Here is a 17,891-nt window from a genome sequence, read left to right as displayed (position 1 = left end):
TCAGCGGACGGAGTCGAGGATGAGCTTCTGTTCCGTCCGTTTGACCTCGTGTTGCACGTCGCGGACGGCGTCGATGTTGGCGGAGATGGAGGTGACCCCCTCGTCCACGAGGAAGTCCACCATCTCCGGCTTCGAGCCGGCCTGACCGCAGATGCTCGTCGCCACGTCGTGTTCGCGGCAACAGGCGATCACGTCGCCGATCAGCTCCAACACGGCGGGGTGGAGCTCGTCGAACTGGTCTGCGACCTTCCCGTTGTTGCGGTCGACCGCCAGGGTGTACTGGGTGAGGTCGTTCGTCCCGAAGGAGGCGAAGTCGATCCCCTCCCGAGCGAGCTCCTCGATCTGGAGCGCCGAGGCGGGCGTCTCGATCATCACGCCCCAGGTCCGGGCCGTGGGGTCGATCCCGGCCTCGCGCATCAGTTCCTTCGCGGCGGCCACGTCGTCGCCGTCGTTGACGAGCGGGAGCATCAGCTCGACGTTGTCGTACCCCATCTCCCACAGCCGGGCGAACGCCTCCAGCTCGTGGGCGAACAGGTCCGGCTTGTCCAGCGAGCGTCTGATCCCGCGCCAGCCCAACATCGGGTTGTGTTCGACCGGCTCGTCGACGCCGCCCTCCAGTTCGCGGAACTCGTCGGTGGGGGCGTCCAGCGTCCGGACCCGCACGGGACGGGGGTAGAACTCCTCGGCGACGCCGCGGACGCCGTCGACCAGTTCCTCGACGTAGGCGTCGGCGCCGTGGTCGTCGACGTACCGCGCGGGAGTCTTCCCGGTGGACAACACCATGTGTTCCGTCCGGAGGAGCCCGACGCCGTCCGCGCCGGTGGCGGCAGCCCGTTCCGCGGCCGCCGGGATGGAGACGTTCACCTTCACCTCCGTCGCCGTCATCGGCTTCACCGGCGTGTCCGGCCGGACCGCCTCCACCGGCTCGTGGTCGTCCGTCGTGTCCTCGTCGCCGCCCGCGACGACGGTCCCCTTGTCGCCGTCGACGGTGATCGTCTGCCCGTCGTCGAGTTCGTGGGTGGCACCGCTCGTGCCGACGACCGCCGGGACGCCCAGCTCCCGGGAGACGATGGCGGCGTGTGAGGTCATCCCGCCCTCGTCGGTGACGATCCCGACGGCGCGTTTCATCGCCGGCACCATGTCCGGCATCGTCATCTCCGTGACGATCACGTCCCCCTCGGCCACCTTGTCGAGTTGGTCCAGTTTCGTGACGGTCCGCACGTCGCCGGAGACGGTGCCGGGGGAGGCGCCGAGCCCGGAGACGAGCACGTCACCCTCCGCGGCCGACTCCGTCTGGCCCCGACCGCCGTCGCTGGCGGCGTCGTCGGCGGTCGACGCGCCGGCGCCGTTCGTCGCGGCCGCCTGCCCGGCCGCGTCGACCTCCTCGCGTTCCCGTTCGTCCGGCGACGCCGCGGCGTCGGCGTCGTCGATGGTCGTGATCGGCCGGGACTGGAGCATGTACACGTCGCCCTCGTAGATCGCCCACTCCACGTCTTGGGGCTCGCCGTAGTGGTCCTCGACGGTCCGCCCGAGCGACACGAGTTCCTCGATCTCTGCGTCCGACAGGACCCGTCGTTCCCGGCGGTCTTCCTCGACCGGCTGCTCGACGGTCTCGCCCGTCTCCCGGTCGCGCACCATCATCGTCTTCTTGTCGGCGACGGTGAGTGTCTCGACGGTCGCGGTCTCGCGGTCCACCTCGTAGTTGTCCGGGGAGACGGAGCCGGAGACGACCGCCTCACCCAGCCCCCAGGCGGCCTCCAGGATGATCCGGGGGTCGCCGGTGGAGGGGTGGCTCGTGAACATCACGCCGGACTTCTCGGCGTCGACCATCTGCTGAACGACGACGGCGATGTCCACCTCGTCGTGTGGGAACCCCTGGCGCTGGCGGTAGTAGATCGCCCGCTGGGAGAACAACGACGCCCAGCACTCCTTGACCCGTTCCAACAGTGCCTCCTCGCGGACGTTGAGGAACGTCTCCTGTTGGCCGGCGAAGGAGGCGTCCGGCAGGTCCTCGGCCGTCGCCGACGACCGGACGGCGACGAACGCCTCGCCGTCACCCACGTCGCGGTAGGCGGCGAGGATCTCCTCGCGGACCGCGTCCGGCAACGGCGTCTCCATGATCAGCTCTCGAGCCCGCTCGTGGGCGGCCGCCAGCGCGTCACTGTCCTCGTGGTCGATGTCGACCGCCGCGAACAGCTCCTCGTCGATCCCGGCGGCCTCGATGAACCGACGGTACGTCCCCGCGGTGACGACGAACCCCGGCGGAACCGGGAGCCTGGCGCCCGTGAGTTCACCGAGCGAGGCTGCCTTCCCCCCGACCGTCTCCAGGTCGGTCGCGTCGACTTCGTCCAGCCAGAGTACAGCCATCTCGTATCGGAACCCACTCCGGAGAACACAAAGAAGCTTCCGAACCCTCCGGAGCGGTGGTGAGACCCCGAGAAATTACTCGTTTCCGACTCTACAGCGAGAACGTAACTCACTCGATTCCGAGTATACTTTATCCGGGTCGTCCGTCGACCGCACCCGAGGGCTCTTGTACCGCCGCGACCGGGGACCACACGAGAATGGGCGTGAGACGACTCGTCAGGGGGAACGTCGCCTGGGACCGGTTGGAGGCGGTCGCCCGGGCGGTCCTCGAACGGACGGACCGGGAGGTGGGACACGTCCGGTTCATCGAGGCGGACAACTGGCTGTCGACACCGTTCGTCCTCGACGGGGCGTTCTTCGTGAAGGTGATCAGCCGGCAGAACTCAGTCGTCCACGCCGTGTTGACCACCAGCCGCAATCTCGGCGCCGTCACCGCCGGCACGGAGGGGTTCTTCGAACACGTCGCCAGCCCCTACGAGATGGCCCGGCGGGAGTTCGAGGCGACTCGACGGATGCGCGCGGCCGGCGTCGCGGCTCCGGAGCCGCTCGGCGTCCTGGAGGTGGACGGTCTCGGCGTGCTCGTCTCGGAGTACCTCGACGGGTTCCAGCCGTTGGACGAGGCCCCGGCAGAACGGATTGCCGACCTCGCCCCGACGTTGTTCGACCGGTTGGCGACCGTCCACGACGCCGGGCTCGCACACGGCGACCTCCGGGCGGAGAACGTCCTGCTCGTCGACGACGAACTGTACTTCATCGACGCGACGAGCCTCCAAGAGCCGGACGAGGCCGACCACGCCGACGCCGCGACGGCCACCAGACAGTACGACCTCGCGTGTGCGCTCGCCGCGCTGGAGCCGTTAGTCGGGGCACAGACCGCCGTCGACGCCGCCGCGGGGTCGTACCCCGCCGTGGACCTGCTGGGCGCCCGAGAGTACCTCGGATTCGTCGACGTGCGCCCGGACCACGACTTCGACGGGCCAGCGCTGCGCGGGGAGATCGACCACCGCGCGGCGTGAGGTCAGTCGTCCGCCGACAGTCGCTCGGAGCCGCTCTCGATCTGATCGACGAGCGCTGCCGCCTCCTCGTCCGACAGCGACGGTCGCTCGTCGAGCCCGAACTGGGCGAGTCTGTTCGAGACGCTGGCAGGCGGTGACCGGAGCGAGTCGATCAGTTCGCGCTTCTGTCTGTCTTCCATCGTGACGGTGTTCTAGTCTACGACGACAAAAATCCGCGGGCTATGACGCCCGGCGTCCACCTGTGACTCACAGCACCTGCTGCAGTCGCTGTACGAGTACATCGAACTCCTGAATCGAATCGGCGTTGCGCTTCCGCACCTCGCCGAGGAACCACTCGTAGTACCTCTGATTCGCGTCGTACAGTTCGAGCGCGCTCACAACGGGACGAACGACATCACGCTCCGTTACTAGTTCGTTCGCTTCGGTGTTGTCCGTCTCTCTAGCCCACGTTAGAAAGCAATCCTTGTTCAGTACGAGTCTGCGGTGGTCGTCAAACTGGAGGAGATTGCTGTCACCGACGGTACGAGACTCGTAGGTCAACGGGCTCTGCAACAACGGGGTCCGGTAGTGGTTCGTGTACATACGGAGCTTTCTGATGAGATCCCAGTCTGGGAGTACACCGAACTGTTTCAGCGACTCGATGTTCTCTCTGTCACAGGTGTCACAAGACCTTGCCCCATCCGAGTGACGACAGAAGAACTTCTGTTTGTACCGGTTCCCGTGCTTGTACAGAGTGTACAAGGCAGACGTGTAGTTGTGAAGGTCCCGAAAGAACTCTGTTTGTCGCGCCTGCGAAACGGGAGGCCGGTCGTTCGGTGTCGCCTCCTCACGCATCTTCCTCTGCTCCGTTTCGAGTGCGTACTTATTGTACGCGACTACGTCGAGCGTCGTTGCGATTCGTGTTTCCTCTTCGTGGATCGCTCGGCCGGGACAGTCACGTAATTCGGTGAGGAGATGCTCGATTTCATTTTCTCCCATCGGTTGTGGTGCAAGTCTCGTCACTATTGACTCTACCGGATCGATCACAACAATCACCGAACGCGCTCGTCGCGAGACCCGCAGCTATTTGACGCCCCTGACGCAAGAATTGCGCATGAGCCGAGACTCCGGCACGTACCGACACTACGTCGACGGTGAGTGGATCGAGGGTGACGGCGACGAGACGTTCGAGAGCCGTAACCCCGCGAACGGGGAGACGCTGGGCGAGTTCCACCGCGGGACGGAGACGGACGTGGACCGCGCGGTCGACGCCGCCGACGCCGCCGAGGACGACTGGCAGGCGATGTCGTACCCGGACCGCGCGGAGTTCCTCTGGGACATCTACCACGAGCTGAAGGACCGTCACGAGGAGCTGGGTGAGGTCGTCACGAAGGAGTGCGGCAAGGAGATCAGCGAGGGGAAGGCGGACGTGACGGAGGCCTGGCACATGGTGGAGTGGGCCGCCGGGAACGCCCGTCACCCGCACGGTGACGTGGTGCCCTCGGAGATCTCGTCGAAGGACGCCTACATGCGCCGGCAGCCCCGCGGCACCGTCGGCTGTATCACGCCGTGGAACTTCCCGGTCGCCATCCCGTTCTGGCACATGGCAGTCGCCCTGGTCGAGGGCAACACCGTCGTCTGGAAGCCCGCCGAACAGACGCCGTGGTGTGGCCAGATCATCGCCGAGATGTTCGAGGACGCCGGCATCCCCGACGGCGTGTTCAACATGGTGCAGGGGTTCGGCGACGCCGGCAACGCCATCGTGGAGGACGACCGCGTGGACACGGTCCTGTTCACCGGCTCCGCGGAGGTCGGCCACGGGATCGCCGACAAGCTCGGGGGGGAACCCGGCCGTGAAGCCTCCCTGGAGATGGGCGGGAAGAACGCAGTCGTCGTGACCGAGGAGGCGGACCTAGACGTCGCCGTCCACTCCGCCGTCATGTCGTCGTTCAAGACCACCGGCCAACGGTGTGTCTCCGCCGAGCGACTGATCGTCCACGAGGACGTGTACGACGAGTTCAAGTCGCGGTTCGTCGACGTGGCCGAGCGCGTCGCGGTCGACGACCCCCTAGACGAGGAGACGTTCATGGGGCCGCTGATCGAGTCCGAACACGTCGAGAAGGTGCGCAAGTACAACCAGCTCGCCCGCGACGAGGACGTGAACGTCCTGGTCGACCGCGAGGAACTCGACGACGACGAGATTCCCGAGGGCCACGCCGACGGGGAGTGGGTCGGTCCGTTCGTGTACGAGGCCGACCCCCACGCCGACCTCCGGTGTACCCACGAGGAGGTGTTCGGGCCCCACGTCGCCCTCCTGGAGTACTCCGGCGGCATCGAACAGGCCGTCGAGATCCACAACGACGTGGACTACGGACTCGCGGGCGCGGTGATCTCCGAGAACTACCGCCAGCTCAACTACTACCGCGACAACGCCGAGGTGGGGCTGGCGTACGCCAACCTCCCGTGTATCGGCGCCGAGGTGCAGCTCCCGTTCGGCGGCGTCAAGCGCTCGGGCAAGGGCGCACCCAGCGCACGCGAGGCCATCGAGGCCGTCACGGACCGCACCGCCTGGACGATGAACAACAGCAAAGACATCGAGATGGCACAGGGGCTGTCGGCGGAGATTCTGACGGAAGACGACTGAACGGGACTACCGTTCCCTGACGACGACGAACTCCGCGAGGTCACGGAGGTACCCCCGAGCGTCGGACTCGCCGACGCCGGCGGTGTCCAACGCCGCGAGCGCCTCGTCGGCCTCCGTCCGCGCCCGGTCGTTCGCCTCCGCCGGCGTGAGGTCCGTCACCTGGAGCAACGACGGCCGGTCCATCGCCTCGTCCTGTCCGGTCGGCTTCCCGAGGTCGCCGCCGTCGGCGGTGGCGTCCAACACGTCGTCGCGGATCTGGAAGGCGACGCCGACCCGCTCGGCGTACTCCCCGAACGACTCGACGGTGAAGCCGTCCGCGTCCGCCGCGATGGCGCCCAACTCCGCGGCCGCCCGGAACAGGGCGCCGGTCTTCCGGCGGGCCAACTGCATGTACGCCGCCTCCGAGTCCGTCTGGTCGACGAGTTCCGTCGCCTCACCCTCGCCCAGCTCCACCATCGCCTCCGCGACGACCTGCATCGCGCGGTCGTCGGTCGAGAACAGCCCGAACGCCTCCCCGAGCAGTCCGTCCGAGGCGATCAGCGCCGGGCCGTGGCCGTACTCCGCCCAGGCGCTGGGGGTTCCCCGTCGAACCTCCGACCGGTCGATGATGTCGTCGACGACGAGCGAGGCGTTGTGGACGAGTTCGACACCGACGGCGAAGTCGACGGCCGCCTCCGCGTCGCCGCCCGCCGCCTCACACGCCAACAGCGTCACGGTCGGCCGGACGCGCTTGCCGCCGGCGAGTGCGACGTGTTCGACCTCCGTGGAGAGCTCGGCCGGCTCGACCGCCCCCGTCACGCCCTCCAGGCGGTCGTTCACCATCGCAACCCGTCGCTCCAAGTACTCCATCGTGTCGCACGAGGTGATAGAGCGGCAAGAGAGTAGCGGAACGTCGACTGCCGGGTCGGGCCGAGGTCCCGTCAGACTTAGCTGCGGCGCCACCGACGTGCGACTGTGAGTGACGCCACCCAGCACGCCGCTGCTGCTCGTGGGCTCGTCAGCCTCCTCTGGCGAACCGTGTCGGGCGCGCTGACCCGGAGCGTGGACTTCCTGTTCGGGCTCTTCTTCGTCCTGGTGGTCGTCGGGGGGGTGTCCGACGTTCTCTCGTTCGAAATCGGTGAACGCCTCGTCGTCGACACCGGCCTGTTCGCGTACCTCGTCCTGGCGATCCTGTTCGTCTGGGAACTGTTCCTCCAGGCCGTCGTCGCCCCCGACGAGTGGTTCGAGGACCGCGACGACGGCGACGAGTGGTTCACACTGGCCGTCACCGGCTACTACAGAGCGATCTACACCGCCGTCACGGTCGGGCTGGCGGGGCTCGTCGCCGTGCTGTTCGGAGCGGCCGGGTGGCTGTCCGTCGGGCTCGCGGTCGCCGTCTGCGTGCCGCCCGCCGAGACCGCACTCTCGCGTCGGTTGGGAACGACGCCGCTGGGACTCGTTGCGTTCCTCGTGTTGTTGTGTTACGTTCCGGCTCTGTGGCTGTTGGCGGTGGTCCAGGCCGTCGCCGTCCACACGTCCAACTGGCTCGTCGAGGCGTGGCGGGCCGTCTCCGACAGCGTCGCCGCCGCCGCCGCGTCGCCGAACCCGAGCGACGGCTCCGTGCTCGGGCTCGCCGGGTCGTGGGTCAGGCGTCGCTCTCGCCTGCGGTAGGTCCGTAGAACTCGCGCCAGACGGGTCGTCAGGCGACGACGCTCGTGCTCACGGTCACGACCCCCGACGTCTGGAACGCCGTGTCGGCCGATACACCGACGGCGAACACCCCGATCGGGAAGTAGCCGTAGCCGAACGGGAAGCCGGCGACCACTCCGACCCCGACGGTGGCGACGAGGTCGAGCGGGTCGAACGGTCGATCCTCCCAGACACGACCGAGACGTTCGTCGATCTACTTCGAAGTTGTACAGATAGTCTCGTGTGACGACGGTCGCGTCAGCCCCCGAACTCCTCGGTCAGCGCCGGCACCACGTCGAACAGGTCGCCGACGACCCCGTAGTCGGCGATGTCGAAGATGGGCGCGTTCGGGTCGGTGTTGACGGCGACGATCGTGTCGGCACCCTTCATCCCGGCGACGTGTTGGACGGCGCCGCTGATCCCGATCGCGAGGTACACGTCCGGAGTGACCTTCTTGCCGGACTGGCCGACCTGACGGTTCTTCGGCAGCCAGCCGTTGTCGACGATGGGCCGCGAGGACGACAGGGTCGCGCCCGTCGCCTCCACGAGGTCCTCGATCAGGTCCAAGTTCTCCTCTTCTTCGATCCCGCGGCCGACGGACACGAGGAAGTCGGCGTCCCCGATGTCCACGTCGCCGCCGCCGACCTCTTCGAAGCCGGTGACGCGAGAGCCGACGGCGTCCTCGTCGACCTCGAAGTCGAACGACTCGACGGGCGGCTCCGCGGGCGCCTCGGCGGCGGGCCACTCCCCGCCCCGGACGGAGACGGCGAACGGCGTCTCCGTCACCGCCACGGTGGTCTCCACCTTCGAGCCGTACATCTCGCGGGTCACCTCCAACTCCCCGTCGTACGCCAGGTCGACGGCGTCCGTCGTCAGCGGGAGCCCCAGCCGGGTTGCGACCGCCGGGACGTAGTCCATCCCGTTGACGGAGTTGGGCGCGACCAACGCCGTCGGCTCCAGCGACTCGAACAACGCGGCGACGGCCTGGACGTACACGTCGTGGTTGAACTCCTCGCCCTCCTCTACCGTGTGGATCTGGTCGACACCCTCGCGGGCGAGCTCCTCGGCGAACTGCTCCGTGTCGCCGGAGACGACCGCGACGTGGAGGTCCGTCCCCAGGTCGTCCGCGAGCTCGCGCCCGGCGGTGAGCAGTTCGAACGTCACGTCGCGGAGCTCACCGCGCCGGTGGTCCGCGACTGCGAGGACGCTCACTGTGCCACCCCCTTCTCGCGGAGCAGATCCGCCAGCTCCCCGGCCTGCTCGTCGGTATCGCCGTCGAGGTAGGTGGCGTCCGACTCCGTCTCCGGCTCGTACATGCCCGTGCGACGGATCGGCGTGTCCAGCGTCTCCTCGGACAAGTCGAGATCCGCGAGCCCCATCGCGTCGATCTCCTTCGACTGGGCCTGACGGATCCCGCGGAGACTGGCGTACCGCGGCTCGTTGATCCCGGTCTGGATCGTGAGCACCGCCGGGAGGTCCACCTCGGTCAGCTCCTCTACCCCACCCTCCAGTTCGCGCCGGACGGCGGCGGCGGGGTCGCCGGCCTCCATGTCGAGGTGGTTGACGACGGCCGCCCACTCGAAGCCCAGTTCCTCGGCCAGCGCGACGCCGGTCGCACCGAAGCCGGTGTCGTTCGCCTGGACGCCCGAGAGGATCAGGTCCGGGTCTTCCGCCTCGGCGACGGCCGCGAGCAGCTCCGCTCGGGCCTCGACGTCCAGCTCCGTGTCCGCCAGGTCGTCGTCCCACACCCGGACGGCGCGGTCGACACCCTTCGCCAGCGCCATCCGGATCGTCTCCTCGGAGCGTTCCGGCCCGATGGTGACTGACACTGTCTCCACGTCGTCGCCCGCCTCTTGGAGTTGGACCGCCGCCTCGACGGCGTAGTCGTCCCACTCGTTGAGGTCGTACTCGAGGTACTGCTCCCCGATGTCGTCGCCCTCGATCTCGAAGTCGTCGGCCGCCTCCGCGACCTCCTTGACTGTGACGAGGATCTTCATCCTACCGCCAGTACGACCACTCGGAGGTAAACAGTTTCGGAACGGAGTGAATCCGGCCGCTCGGGCTCACTCCTCGTCGGTCTCGTCGGCGTCCGGGAACGAGATCAGGTTCTCCCGGCCCAGACGGAGCTTGTCGACGCGCCCCTCTTCGGCCATCGCCGACAGGAGCTGTGACACCTTCGCGTCCGACCAACCCGTCTCGGAGACGATGTCCGCCTGACGCATCCGGCCGCCGTTCTGCTCCAACAGCCGTTCGACCCGTTCCTCGTCCGAGAGGAGTTCGGGTTCCGGCTCTGGCTCCGGCTCGGGGTCCGGTTCCGGTTCGGACTCGACGTCCGACTCGGCGTCGGACTCGACGTCGGTGTCCGGCGTCGGCGCCGTGTCCGTTCCGGGCTCGGCGGCCGGCGCTCCCCCGTCTCTGTCGTCGTCGTCGACAGCGACGGCCCCGGCCCCGCCGAAGCCGCCCTGGTAGGCAATCAGCGCCACGACGGCAGCCGCGAGCAGGAGCACGACTGCACCGAACGCGACCGTGTCACCCCCCTCCCGTGTCGGTGTCGTGGTCGTCGTCGGTGGGCGCGGCGTCGCCGTCGGGGAGGGTGTCGCCGTCGGTGTGGGCGAGGGTGTCACCGTCGGCGTCACTCCGAGCGTGTAGCCGAGGTCGACCGGCTCGGCCGCGAGGTCTCGGGGACCCTCAACCCGGACGTTGAGGTTCGTGAGCGGGTAGTTCGTAGAGACGATCCGAGCGTCGGCGACCGTCTCGACGATCAGCACCTGCTCCGACCCCAGGCGAGGGAGCCAGGTGCCGTCGGTCGCCTGGAACACGTCGCGGACACGGAAGGTACTGTTTTCGGTGCGTTCGGCGAAGTTCGTCCACCGGAAGCGCAACACGAGCGCGCCGGTGGTGTCGTTCCGGAGGTCGGCCGACCGAGAGACGCCCCGGATCGTCATCTGGCGACCGGTCGCGTCGGCAGCCGTCGCCGCCGCCGCTCGCCAGGCGGACGGGTCCGGGCCGGCCCCGGCGGTGCCGTTCCTGTAGGCCGCCGCGAACCGAGTGAACGCCGCTCGTTCCGCCGGACCGTCCAGTTCGTACAGCGTCGTCACGGTCCACCGGGCGTCGCCGCTGCGGTCCATCGACACCCGGAACACGGTCGTCCGGCGGTCGACCATCGCGTCGACACTCGCTGGCGTGTCCGCCTGTGCGACGGCTGTCGGAGTCGTCCCCCCCGGCTGCCCGACGACTCCGGGGAGGGCGCCCGGGACGACGAGGAGGAGGAGGGCGGAGACGAGGACGGCGTGCCGCATCACAGTTCCGGTGACTCCGACCCGGCAAAACCCTTTCTATCCCCGAGCCAGAGGCACAAACCAGGCCGCGTGGTTCCAGCCGCATTTATGTAGCAGGCTGCGGAACGTCTCGCCGATGCGACTCGTCGCTGCCCTCCTGACCGCCCTCCTCGTGGTCGCGAGCGTCCACGGCGCCGCCGCGGTGCCGGCCACGACGACCCCTGCCGAGATGGGGACCGACACCGCCACGCGAGCCGACCGTGTCGTGGGAGCGGCCGCACAGACCGACCGTGCTACGGTGCACAACGGGACTGGTCCCAACGTCTCTCGCGTGTTGACACTGCCGGGGCCGGCCGTCGACGCGACGAACGTCACGGCTGTCACGGTGGACGCCGGCGGTGCGACCGAAATCGGCGCAGACGCCGCCGCCACTCGGATCGGGACTGACGCTCTCGCCACGAAGCTGGAGACGACCGACGACGGCGAAGAACGGCGAGAACTGCTCAGACGGGGCGTCGGTCGCCTGGCCGCTCGGTCGACCACGCTCGACGACCGCCAGTCGGCCGCGATCCGGGCGTACAACGACGGAGAGACGGACGCACGGAAGTTGCTCGTGGAACTCGCTCGAATCGACCGGACGGCGAGACTCCTCGAACGCCGCGCCGTCCTGTTGCAGAACGCCAGCCGGGCGACGTTCCCCTCGGGGAGCCCCTTGGTCGACAACGTCACCCGACTCCGATCCGGACTCCGGCGGTTCCAGGGACCGGTCCGAGAGCGTGTCGCCGGTGCCGTCGAGGGCCGGGTCCACGACGGCCGCGTGTTCGTGGCGACGACCGACCGCGGCGTGACACTGACGACGATCGTGAACGACACGTACGTGCGTGAGGTGTACCGTGGGTTCCTGTGGAGTTCGGGGGGACGCGGCCTCTCCGTCACGGAGGCGACGACGGCGACGGCAGAGGCGTACCCGGAGATCTGGGCGGTGCGCAACCGGACCAGCGGCACTGGATCGAACGGATCGTTCGTGTTGAGCGTCACTCACCCCGGCGGGACGCTGGACTCACACGTCCGAGGCGAGAACCGTCGCGTGTTCAGAGAGGTCCAACGGCTCTCTCTGGAGGCGTACCCGTCCGGTCCGGGGGTCAGCCGCCAGCTGAACGGGCTCGTGATGCAGGTGAATCGGACGTACCCCGGCGGCCCGCTGCGGGTGGCCGTGACCGACGCACAGACCGGCGAGCCGGTGAACACGAGCGTCTCCGTCAGCCCCATCGGCCAGCCGAACTTAGATCAGGCCGGCGTGACTGGGGACAGTGGAGTCCTTTGGACCCTCGGACCGGGCGGTAGCCCACAGGGGTACACGATCACCGCCGACGAGACGGACAGTTCCCGCGTCGTGATCGTCGTCACGGATCCGGCGGCGGCGACGACCGTCGCACAGGCGCGGCGCAGGTAGCTCGGCTACCCCGAGTTTCGGTACGTCTCCTTGGCCGCGACCCTGACACGAGTCACGCTCTCGTCGTCGCCGACGACCGCGAAGACGGCCCGGCCGTCGCGGACGAACCGCACACCGCCGGCGGTCACGGTCTGGTTGCCCGACGGCACCGCCGTCGAGACGGTCTCGTTACCCCGAGACAGACGGAGTCTGAACTTGGTCTCGGCGGGGACGACGGAGACGTTCCAGCCGGCCACTCGCGGCTCCGCCCGCGCCGGCTCCGACTGGAACGCCAGCCGCTCGGTGCCGTCGTGGCCGACGGTGACCCGGTACGCGGTGGGGCCACCGACCGTGTCGAACCCTCGGCGGACCGCGGTCACCTCCGCTCGCCAGCCGACGCCGCCGACGACGACGGACCGTTGGCCGGCGAAGCCGAGCCGTCCCTTGGAGACGGCCGTCGACCAGACGTTCCGGCGCGGACTGCGGACGATCACTCCGGAGGAGTTCACGTCGGTCGTGAGCCCGAACGCCGACACGTCGACGACGGACACCATCCCGTTGGACACGTCCTCGGCGTAGGTGACGGTGTAGCCTCGCACCTCGATCGGATCGCCCGGCAGTTCCTCGTCCCCGACGGCGATCAGGTTCGTCGGCACCGCCGCGCCCGCGAGCACGGCGACCACGAGCAACAGGACGAACACCGCCGCCGGGCGCAGCAGGGAGCTCCCGTCGCCACTGGGGTCTCCTCCGATGTCACTGGGGCCGCCGGTGTCGCTCCCGCCACCGGCGTCACTACCACTACTACCACCGCCGGTGTCACTCCCGCCGTCCGCACGCACCCCTGCGTCGAGCGTCGCCGTGGAGGCGCCGTCGGCGGCGACGGCGGCGACGAGCACGGCGAGCACGGCCACGAGCGACAGCCCGACCGCCCGGAACAGGACGTACTCGCCGCCGCCGAGGAACCAGTAGACGGCCCAGAGGTTCTGGCCGACGGCGACGAGCGTCGCCCCGACGAGCAGTCGCCCGGGCGTCGGCAGCGACGCCCCGCGTCGCTGGGCCAGCCAGCCCGCGAGCACGATCCCTCCGAGCATCCCGAGCGCGTGGCCCTGGATCGCCACGTCCGCCCACCACGGCGTGATGAACGCCGGCCGACCGGAGGCGGTCAGCGACGGCCGTTGGAACGCTCGGTACGCCAGCCGGACGGCGTCGGCAGCCGTCAGCGCCGCCACCGTCGACAACGGGTAGTAGACGAGCGCGAACCCCGCGAACGCGAACACGACACCGGAGAAGCCCACGACCGGTCCCAGCGCGAACGCCGCCGTCGTGACGCCGACGGCGACGACCGCCGCGGGGAACAACAGGAACGCCCGGACGTACGGGTTCGTCGTGTACCGTCCGAAGACGTGATCGCCGCGTCCCTCCGGGAAGTGGCCCCACGCGTACTCGACGAGCGGCGCGAGCGTGACCGTCCCGACGAGGTTGCCGATCAGGTGGCCCGGGCCGGCGTGGCTGAACCCGGCGGCGGCGATTCCCAGCGGCGAGAGGTACGACCACGCCCGGAACGGCACGACCAACGGGTTCCGCCAGTGGCTCCACCCTCCCTGGAGGAACAGGTACACCGCGAGGACGACTCCGACGGAGACGAGCGTCCCCCACGGTACACCCAAGAGGAGTCGGCGCCGGAGGGCCGCGACCGGTCTGTGACCGCTCCGGCGTTGGAGTGTCACCCCGACGACGAGCGCGAGCAGAACCGCGGCGACGAGCCCCGCCCGTTGTGCCAACGGCGGGAACGTCTGGCCGACGACGGACATGTCCGGACCGTACCGGGCCGTGCTAATGAATCGCGTGGTCGGCGGCGTGTCGCCGTCTGTGGTCTGGTTTTATGAGCCGGGGACGACGCCGGGGTCGTATGGACAGTGATCTCACACGGCGTGGACTGGTCGGTGCCGTGGCGGCCGGCGCGACGGCCGGCGGCTTCCTCGGCCCCGTCAGAGGGTACCTGGAGGGGTTCGCGCCGTTGTCTGGCGGAGTGTGGCGGACGGCGCGCGCGGAGACGCCCGGGGAGGTGGACTCCCCCCACGGGGCCGCGGAGCTCCGCTACGACGACCACGGTGTCGCCCGGATCGAGGGGGACACCGAGGCGGCGGCGTACTTCGCGGCCGGCTACGCCCAGGGGCGCGACCGGTTGTTCCAGATGGACCTCCAACGACGCCAGATGCGCGGACAGCTGTCGGCCGTCGTCGGCTCGGCGACCGTCGACAGCGACCGCTTCCACCGCCAGATGGACTTCGCCGGCGCCGCGGCCGCGACCTGGGACCGAGTCGAGGGGACGGCGGTCGGCCCGCTCGTCGAGGCGTACTGCGAGGGGGTGAATCGTGCCCGTGGGGACCACCCCCTACCCGTGGAGTTCCAGCTGCTGGGCGCCGAGCCGGCGCCGTGGACACCGACCGACGTGATGCTCGCGGAGAAACAGATCGCCTGGGGGCTGACGGGGAGCTTCCGGACACTCCGCCGAGAGACGCTCGCGGCCGAGGTCGACGCCGCGGCCGCCCGGGAACTGCTGCCGCAGCGACTCGACCACGACGCCGACATCCTGGGTCACGAGGGGGCGACCGAGGGGTTCTCCCCGTCCGACGCCGACGGCGATCCGACGGCGAGCGCCCCGTCCGACGACTGGGAGCCGACCGCGACGGACCCGGCGCTGACCGCCACGCTCGCCGACCAGGAGCCGCCGCCGTGGGTCGGGTCGAACTCCTGGGCGGTCGGGGGCGAGCACACGGCTTCGGGGTCGGCGCTCGTTGCGAACGACCCCCACCTGACGCTGATGGCGCCGCCGGTGTGGTACGAACAGACCCTGTCGACGCCCGACTACCGCGTCCGTGGGGTGACGTTCCCGGGGGTGCCGCCGGTCGTCATCGGCGAGAACGACCACGGCGCCTGGGGGTTCACGAACGCCAACGCCGACGTGATCGACTGCTACGAGTACGACACCCGCGCAGACGGGACGGAGTACCGCTACGGCGACGAGTGGCGCGCGTTCGACGCCCGCGAGGAGACGATCCCCGTCGCCGACGGCGACGACCGGACAGTCACCGTCCGGCGGTCCGTCCACGGGGTCGTCGTCGACCGCGAGAGCGACGGCGACGAGTTACGCGACGCCGTCGGGGTCGCCTGGACCGGACTGTCGGCGACGGACACCACGCTCGCCGTGCGGGATCTCAACCGCTCGACCGGCGTCGACGACGTGACGACCGCGCTCGAACGCTTCGACGAGCCGACCCAGTGTTGTGTGTACGCCGACCGCGACGGCGAGGTGTTGTACCGCGTCACTGGGAAGGTGCCGATCCGCCGGACGGACGGCGAGCCCGTCCGTGGCGACCGCGTGTTCGACGGCTCCGCCCGCGAGGGGGAGTGGCCCGGCTACACCCCGTTCGGGGAGTCCGACTGGTCTGGCACCATCCCGTTCGCGGAGATGCCACACGTCCGCAACCCCGACTACGTCGGCACCGCCAACCAACGCATCGTCGACGACGACGCGTACTCCCACTACTTCGCGGAGTCGTACAGCGACCCGTTCCGGGGGCGCCGGCTCTGGGAGCGACTCGACGCGCTCGTCGACCGCGGCGACGTGACGCCCGCGGACCTGCGTGACCTCCAGAGTGACGTCGTGTCCGACCGCGCCAGACGGTTCCAGTCCGTCCTGGCCGACGAGCGCGACCGACTCCCGGCGGAACTCCAGTCGACCGTCGACAGCCTGACGGAGTGGGACGGCGCCGTCGAACGGGACTCTCGGGCGGCGCTCGTGTTCGTCCGTTTCCTCGACCACTACCGCGAGGTCGTCGTCGGGGCGTTGGCCGAGCGACTGGACGACCGCCGCGACCCCGCGGAGTACGCCCCCAGCGACTGGGTGTTGGCCGGGCTCCCGCCGGACTCGCGGTGGTTCCCGGACGGCCGCACTGCCGCCGTCGAGACCGCAGTCCGGGCGGCCCACGAGGAGATACAGACGGAGGGGTGGGAGACGTACGGCGACTACCAGGCGACGACGGTCACCCACCCGTTCGACCGAGGCGGGCTCAACTACCCGACGTTCCCGACGGACGGGTCGGCGGCGACGTTGTTCAACGTACACGAGTCTGCGAACGCCGGCAGCAGTTGGCGACAGGTGTGTCCGATGGACGACCGCGAGTCACACTGTGTCCTGCCGGGCGGCAACGACGGCTCGCCGTTCTCGGCTCACTACAGCGACCAACTCCAGATGTGGGCCGACGGCGAGTACAAGCGGATGGACCGGGAACACCGCGGCGACGTGACCGTCCGGTTCGCCGGAGGTGGACAGTGAGCGACGACGTGACGGGCGGGCGAGACGACGTCGCACCCGACGGCGGCGCCGACCCGGTCGCAGAAGACGAGTCCGCCGCGGTTGCGGGCGAGTCGGCGGCGGCGTCGCCGCTCGCGGCCGTCCGGGGTGACCGACGGCGGCGGTGGGGGGTCACGCTCGCGGCCGTCGCCGTCGGGCTGGGGCTGGCGTGGGTTCACTGGCTCGGGCTCGTCGTCGGCGCCGCGCTGGTCGCCACTCTACAACGGTCGCCCGGCCGCGGAGTCGCCGCCGGCGTCGGCTTCGGCGCCGTCGTCGTCGCCGTCAACGTCGGGCTGCTGGCCGCCGCGGGGGCCGCGACGCTGTCGGCCGCGACCGCCATGACCCAGGTGTTCGCCGTCAGCGTCGCCGCGCCGCTGGCGGCCGGTGTCGTCGGCGGGCTCGTGCGGGTGGTGGTGTGAAGCGCGACGGGACGACCTCGCTCTGTGCCGTCGGGTCACACCTCTAACGCCGTCACGTCACGCAGCGTCGGACTCTCGCCCGCGAGCGCCCGCTCCAACGCCCGACGGACGGGCGTCGGGTCGGCCGGGCCGCCGGCGGCGGCGACGCTGCCGACCGTCTCGGGGTCGAACGCCACCCCGAGCGCGTCGTACACGTCCGTCAACACTGCCCGGATCGATTCTCTGTCGGCGACCGTGACGCTGCCGGCGACGAGCGCGGCCCCCTTGCGGACCCGCTGTGCGATCCCGGCCAGCTTCCCGCCGTCGGTCGCCCGGACGGAGTAGTCGCCGGGGCAGTAGGCGTCGGCGGGCTCACCGCGGGTCACGTCGGCACCGGAGTCCGAGAGGGCGTCGACGACTGTCGTCACCGCCGTCTCGTAGCGGTCGTCTAATCCGGTGCGGGAGTCGTCGGTGGGGACGGCGTGGGCGAACGCCAGCGTCGTGTCGGCGTACGCCACCGCCCGGCCGCCGACGGACCGCTCGACGGGTGGGAAGTCGTGGTCCGCGGCCGCCCGACGGGCGCGGTCGTAGCCGTCGGCACGGGTGTCCCGTCGGCCGAACGCCAGCTGCTGGCCGGGGAGCCACACTCGGACCGCCGGCTCGCCGGTGTCGCCGGCGCGGTCGACCATCGCGCGTGTCGCCGCGCGGTCCGTCTCGCGTGTCGCACGGCGGCCACGGTAGAGGACGGTCAC

At 69.7% G+C, this 17,891-nt stretch carries 16 protein-coding genes; 6 read left to right on the top strand and 10 right to left on the bottom strand.

The features are described from left to right. Nucleotides 1-2,367: a phosphoenolpyruvate synthase gene (gene ppsA / locus RYH79_RS02280; protein WP_370895819.1), complete on the bottom strand. Its 2,367-nt coding sequence runs from the start codon at nucleotides 2,365-2,367 to the stop codon at nucleotides 1-3. A 197-nt stretch (nucleotides 2,368-2,564) separates the two neighbouring features. On the opposite strand from ppsA, the gene RYH79_RS02275 reads away from it, so the two are divergent. After that, nucleotides 2,565-3,383, top strand: coding sequence for an RIO1 family regulatory kinase/ATPase domain-containing protein (locus tag RYH79_RS02275; RefSeq protein WP_370895817.1), 819 nt, complete (start codon nucleotides 2,565-2,567; stop codon nucleotides 3,381-3,383). A 2-nt stretch (nucleotides 3,384-3,385) separates the two neighbouring features. Here the strand turns inward: RYH79_RS02275 and RYH79_RS02270 are convergent, their stop codons facing one another. Both RYH79_RS02270 and RYH79_RS02265 read right to left on the bottom strand, forming a co-directional pair. Then, nucleotides 3,386-3,562 (bottom strand): hypothetical protein, encoded by a 177-nt coding sequence (locus tag RYH79_RS02270; protein ID WP_370895815.1) that lies wholly within the window; start codon nucleotides 3,560-3,562, stop codon nucleotides 3,386-3,388. Nucleotides 3,563-3,629: 67 nt separating this feature from the next. Continuing rightward, a complete protein-coding gene (locus RYH79_RS02265; protein ID WP_370895813.1) occupies nucleotides 3,630-4,361 on the bottom strand; it encodes a hypothetical protein in 732 nt (243 codons plus the stop codon). 115 nt (nucleotides 4,362-4,476) lie between these two features. On the opposite strand from RYH79_RS02265, the gene RYH79_RS02260 reads away from it, so the two are divergent. Beyond that, on the top strand, nucleotides 4,477-6,006 hold the full coding sequence (locus tag RYH79_RS02260; protein WP_370895811.1) for an aldehyde dehydrogenase family protein: 1,530 nt from the start codon (nucleotides 4,477-4,479) through the stop codon (nucleotides 6,004-6,006). 6 nt (nucleotides 6,007-6,012) lie between these two features. Here RYH79_RS02260 and RYH79_RS02255 read toward each other — a convergent pair whose 3' ends face one another. Beyond that, nucleotides 6,013-6,855, bottom strand: a complete 843-nt coding sequence (locus RYH79_RS02255) for a polyprenyl synthetase family protein (protein WP_370895809.1) — start codon at nucleotides 6,853-6,855, stop codon at nucleotides 6,013-6,015. Between the two features lie 105 nt (nucleotides 6,856-6,960). On the opposite strand from RYH79_RS02255, the gene RYH79_RS02250 reads away from it, so the two are divergent. Continuing rightward, on the top strand, nucleotides 6,961-7,656 hold the full coding sequence (locus RYH79_RS02250) for a hypothetical protein (protein ID WP_370895807.1): 696 nt from the start codon (nucleotides 6,961-6,963) through the stop codon (nucleotides 7,654-7,656). 28 nt (nucleotides 7,657-7,684) lie between these two features. Here the strand turns inward: RYH79_RS02250 and RYH79_RS02245 are convergent, their stop codons facing one another. The 4 genes from RYH79_RS02245 to RYH79_RS02230 form a co-directional block, all read right to left on the bottom strand. Then, nucleotides 7,685-7,810: a hypothetical protein gene (locus RYH79_RS02245; protein WP_370895805.1), complete on the bottom strand. Its 126-nt coding sequence runs from the start codon at nucleotides 7,808-7,810 to the stop codon at nucleotides 7,685-7,687. 122 nt (nucleotides 7,811-7,932) lie between these two features. Then, on the bottom strand, nucleotides 7,933-8,886 hold the full coding sequence (locus RYH79_RS02240) for an electron transfer flavoprotein subunit alpha/FixB family protein (protein ID WP_370895803.1): 954 nt from the start codon (nucleotides 8,884-8,886) through the stop codon (nucleotides 7,933-7,935). Continuing rightward, a complete protein-coding gene (locus RYH79_RS02235) occupies nucleotides 8,883-9,671 on the bottom strand; it encodes an electron transfer flavoprotein subunit beta/FixA family protein (protein ID WP_370895801.1) in 789 nt (262 codons plus the stop codon). Before RYH79_RS02235 ends, RYH79_RS02240 begins: the two co-directional genes overlap by 4 nt. 66 nt (nucleotides 9,672-9,737) lie before the next feature. Then, on the bottom strand, nucleotides 9,738-10,973 hold the full coding sequence (locus tag RYH79_RS02230) for a helix-turn-helix transcriptional regulator (protein WP_370895799.1): 1,236 nt from the start codon (nucleotides 10,971-10,973) through the stop codon (nucleotides 9,738-9,740). 115 nt (nucleotides 10,974-11,088) lie between these two features. Between RYH79_RS02230 and RYH79_RS02225 the strand changes: the two genes are divergently transcribed. Further along, nucleotides 11,089-12,405, top strand: a complete 1,317-nt coding sequence (locus RYH79_RS02225) for a DUF7096 domain-containing protein (RefSeq protein WP_370895797.1) — start codon at nucleotides 11,089-11,091, stop codon at nucleotides 12,403-12,405. 5 nt (nucleotides 12,406-12,410) lie between these two features. Here RYH79_RS02225 and RYH79_RS02220 read toward each other — a convergent pair whose 3' ends face one another. Further along, nucleotides 12,411-14,195 carry a rhomboid family intramembrane serine protease gene (locus tag RYH79_RS02220; protein ID WP_370895795.1) on the bottom strand — a complete coding sequence of 595 codons (1,785 nt, stop codon included), beginning with the start codon at nucleotides 14,193-14,195 and terminating at the stop codon, nucleotides 12,411-12,413. Between the two features lie 98 nt (nucleotides 14,196-14,293). On the opposite strand from RYH79_RS02220, the gene RYH79_RS02215 reads away from it, so the two are divergent. Continuing rightward, nucleotides 14,294-16,723 (top strand): penicillin acylase family protein, encoded by a 2,430-nt coding sequence (locus tag RYH79_RS02215; RefSeq protein WP_370895793.1) that lies wholly within the window; start codon nucleotides 14,294-14,296, stop codon nucleotides 16,721-16,723. After that, nucleotides 16,720-17,160, top strand: coding sequence for a hypothetical protein (locus RYH79_RS02210; protein ID WP_370895791.1), 441 nt, complete (start codon nucleotides 16,720-16,722; stop codon nucleotides 17,158-17,160). Before RYH79_RS02215 ends, RYH79_RS02210 begins: the two co-directional genes overlap by 4 nt. Before the next feature lie 35 nt (nucleotides 17,161-17,195). Here the strand turns inward: RYH79_RS02210 and RYH79_RS02205 are convergent, their stop codons facing one another. Continuing rightward, entirely contained in the window at nucleotides 17,196-17,828 is a 633-nt protein-coding gene (locus RYH79_RS02205; RefSeq protein WP_370900736.1) for a lipoate--protein ligase family protein, read from the bottom strand. Nucleotides 17,829-17,891: the final 63 nt, after the last annotated feature.

Source organism: Halobaculum sp. MBLA0143 (assembly GCF_041361465.1).
Classification (GTDB): domain Archaea; phylum Halobacteriota; class Halobacteria; order Halobacteriales; family Haloferacaceae; genus JAHENP01.
This window is presented reverse-complemented; position numbering and strand designations above follow the sequence as displayed.